The sequence below is a fragment of the Actinoplanes sp. ATCC 53533 genome (assembly GCF_003947245.1).
Map to the genome: position 1 here is coordinate 1 of NZ_QHHV01000472.1, position 3,140 is coordinate 3,140.

General features: G+C 67.3%; 3 protein-coding genes. All 3 read right to left on the bottom strand.

Features of this window, described 5'->3' with window-relative positions:
• Positions 1 to 1,038: ABC transporter substrate-binding protein (locus DMB66_RS59270; protein WP_233625617.1), on the bottom strand; the 1,038-nt coding region annotated here is incomplete at its 3' end.
• Positions 1,039 to 1,108: 70 nt separating this feature from the next.
• Positions 1,109 to 2,116, bottom strand: coding sequence for an ABC transporter permease (locus DMB66_RS59275; RefSeq protein WP_125812642.1), 1,008 nt, complete (start codon positions 2,114 to 2,116; stop codon positions 1,109 to 1,111).
• A 373-nt stretch (positions 2,117 to 2,489) separates the two neighbouring features.
• Positions 2,490 to 3,083: a recombination mediator RecR gene (gene recR, locus DMB66_RS59280; protein WP_125812643.1), complete on the bottom strand. Its 594-nt coding sequence runs from the start codon at positions 3,081 to 3,083 to the stop codon at positions 2,490 to 2,492.
• Between the last annotated feature and the right edge of the window lie 57 nt (positions 3,084 to 3,140).

A 3,140-nucleotide genomic window follows, 5' to 3' on the forward strand; every position in this document is an offset into this window, starting at 1 on the left:
CAGCGGCGCGACCGAGGTGGCCAGGCCCGCGTAGCGCAGGAAGCCGGTGGTCGGAGCGTCGGAGTTCGACTTGAGCTTCTCGTCCTGCAGGATCTGGGTGCGAGCCTGGGTCTGCACACCGGTCTGGCCGGCGTCCAGGTCGGCGGTGCCGTCGATGAGACGCTTGTCCATGTCGTCGGCGTTGGTGGTGATGGTCAGGTTGATCGCGTCCGGCAGCGCCTTGCGGATCGTGTCGGTCGCCTGGTCCCAGTTCGGGTTACGCACGAAGGACACGCTCTTGCCCGGCACAACCGCGCCCGGCTTGAGCATGTACGGGCCGGAGGAAGCCGGTGCGGAGCCGTACTGCGCTCCGGTGTCCCGCTTCTGCGGCACCGGGCCGGAGCCGGGCATCGCGAGCAGGTAGAGGAAGTCCGAGTACGGCTTCTGCAGCTTGAACACGATGGTCGAGTCGTCCGGCGTGGTGACGGACTTCAGGCCCAGCTTGTCGGGGTCGGTGTCCTTGTACGGGCCCGGGTACTTCTGGCCCTGGTCGAGGACGCCGGGCAGGTAGACCGGGCCGCCGGAGATGACGTCCGCCGCCCAGACCCGCTCGATGCCGTACTTGATGTCCTTCGAGGTGATCGGCGCGCCGTCATCCCACTTGATGCCGCTCTTGAGCTTGAAGGTGTACGTCAGCTTGTCGGCGCTGATCTCGGGCTCGGCCGACGCCAGGTCGGGAACCAGCTTGAGGCCGGCGTCGCCCGGAGCCGCGGCGTAGTCCACCAGCTTGCGGGTGTAGAGCCGGTTCAGGTTCCACACGAACGCGTAGTAGGCGCGCGCCGGGTCCATCGAATCGACGTCCTGGGCGGACATGAGGTTAAGCGTGCCGCCCTTCTTGTCACTCGGGTTGACCACGCCGGTCAGCGCGGCGTTGTAGCCGGACGCGCCGTTGGTCGTGCCCTTGTCGGAGTCGCTGTCAGACGTGCCACCGCAAGCGGCGGTGAAGCCCAACGCGACGGCGACCCCAGCGGCCGCCACCACCCTCGTCTTGCTAACCACCTGTACTCCTACCTCCTAGACAGCGAACCCGTAGGCCCGCGGAACATGCGTTGGTGCGATGGCCCCGTTGTCAGCGGGCCTTGGGATCGAGCGCGTCACGCAGGCCGTCACCGAAGAGATTGAAGGCCAACACGGTAATGAAGATCATTCCGCCGGGGACGATCATGTACATCGGGTCGTAGCGGTAGAAGTTCACCGCGTCCGCGAGCATGCCGCCCCACGACGGGTTCGGCGGCGGGATGCCCACGCCGAGGAAGCTCAGGGCGGCCTCGGTGAGGATGTTGGTGGGGATGATCAGCGTCGTGTAGACGAGGATCGGGGCGGCCAGGTTCGGCAGCAGCTCCCGGCCCAGGATGCGCGGCGAGCGGGCGCCGAGGCTCTTGGCGGCCTCGACGAACTCACGCTCGCGCAGCGACAGCGTCTGCCCGCGCACGATCCGGCCGATGTACGGCCAACCGAAGAAGCCGATGACGCCGACCAGCACGAACACCCGTGACCAGCGGCCGCCGAGCCCGAGCATCGAGTCGGGCAGCACCGAGACCAGGGCGATCGCGAAGAGCAGCTGCGGGAAGGCGAGCAGGAAGTCCATGATCCGGCTGATCACCGCATCGACCCAGCCGCCGAGGTAACCGGCCGAGAGGCCGAAGATCACGCCGAGGACGGTCGAGAGGAACGCCGACAGGAAGGCGACCGTGAGCGAGGTCTGCGCGCCGTACACGATGCGGCTGAAGACGTCCCGGCCGGAGACGGGCTCGACGCCGAGGATGAAATCCTTGCTGATGCCACCCCAGGAACCGATCGGGGTGCCCAGCGTCGCGTCGATCTGGTCGCCGTGGAACTCGTCGATCGGGTGACCGAACAGCTTGGTCAGCACCGGGGCGAGAATCGCGATCAGGACCAGCACGGTGACGACGATGGCGCCGCCGAGCGCGACCTTGTCCGTCTTCAGACGGCGCCAGGCGATCTGCTTGAGCGACCGGCCGGCGATGACCTGCTCGCTCGGCGCCCGCACGATGGCGGGGTCGTCGGTGGGCGCCGACTTCTCGTCGGTAATCGACGCCTCTGGGCCGATCGACATCTATCCGCCGGTCCTTTCCCCGGCCGCCGACCGCAGGTTTCCACAGCCACGACCGCGGGCATCGCGCCCGTAGACCGTCGGCAATGGCTCCCGCAGCGCCCGGCAACCGATCGGTTATCGCAAGCCTCGAGTGCCGTTCCCCTGAAGAGCCGGTCAGGTCTGACCAGAACCACGAGGGCACGCGACAGCGGGTGTGCCGCCATCGTTAGGAACATTCACCTACGGCGGGGGTGTGGTCAAGGACATCTCCGGCACACGTCTGCATCCGTGTCTCCCCCGTGATAGGACCGTGACCTGGGGACCCGCCAAGACGGAAAACTACCGCCTACATGATTCCGAAGTGGGGTAAAGCGGGCAAAATGGGCCGGTTTCACTACACGGCGCGACGGCCCTCGAAGGCCCGGCCCAGGGTGATCTCGTCGGCATACTCCAGATCACCGCCCACCGGCAGGCCACTGGCCAGCCGGGTAACGGCGATCCCCATCGGCTTCACCATGATCGCGAGGTAGGTGGCCGTGGCCTCCCCCTCGGTGTTCGGATCGGTGGCGAGAATCAGCTCCTTGACCTCGCCGGTGCTGAGCCTGATCAGCAGCTCACGGATCCGCAGGTTGTCCGGGCCGATGCCCTCGAGCGGATTGATGGCGCCACCCAGGACGTGATAGCGACCGCGGAACTCGCCGGTCCGCTCGATCGCGACGACGTCCTTGGGCTCCTCCACGACGCAGAGCACCTCGTTGCTGCGACGGGTGTCGCGGCAGATCCGGCACTGCTCCGACTCGGCGACGTTGAAACAGATCGTGCAGAACCGGACCAGCTCCTTCACCCTGCGCAGGGAGTTGGCCAGCCGGTTCACGTCGGCGGGATCGGCGGACAGGACGTGGAAGGCGATCCGTTGGGCGCTCTTCGGGCCCACGCCCGGCAGCCGGCCCAGCTCGTCGATCAGATCCTGGATGGCACCCTCGTACACAGGCTCAGAATCCCGGGAGGGAGAGGCCGCCCAGGCCGCCGGTGGCCGGACCCATCT

Coding starts and splice junctions, on each gene's coding strand:
- DMB66_RS59275 (WP_125812642.1), bottom strand. CDS start 2,116: ATGTCGATCGGCCCAGAGGCGTCGATTACCGACGAGAAGTCGGCGCCC.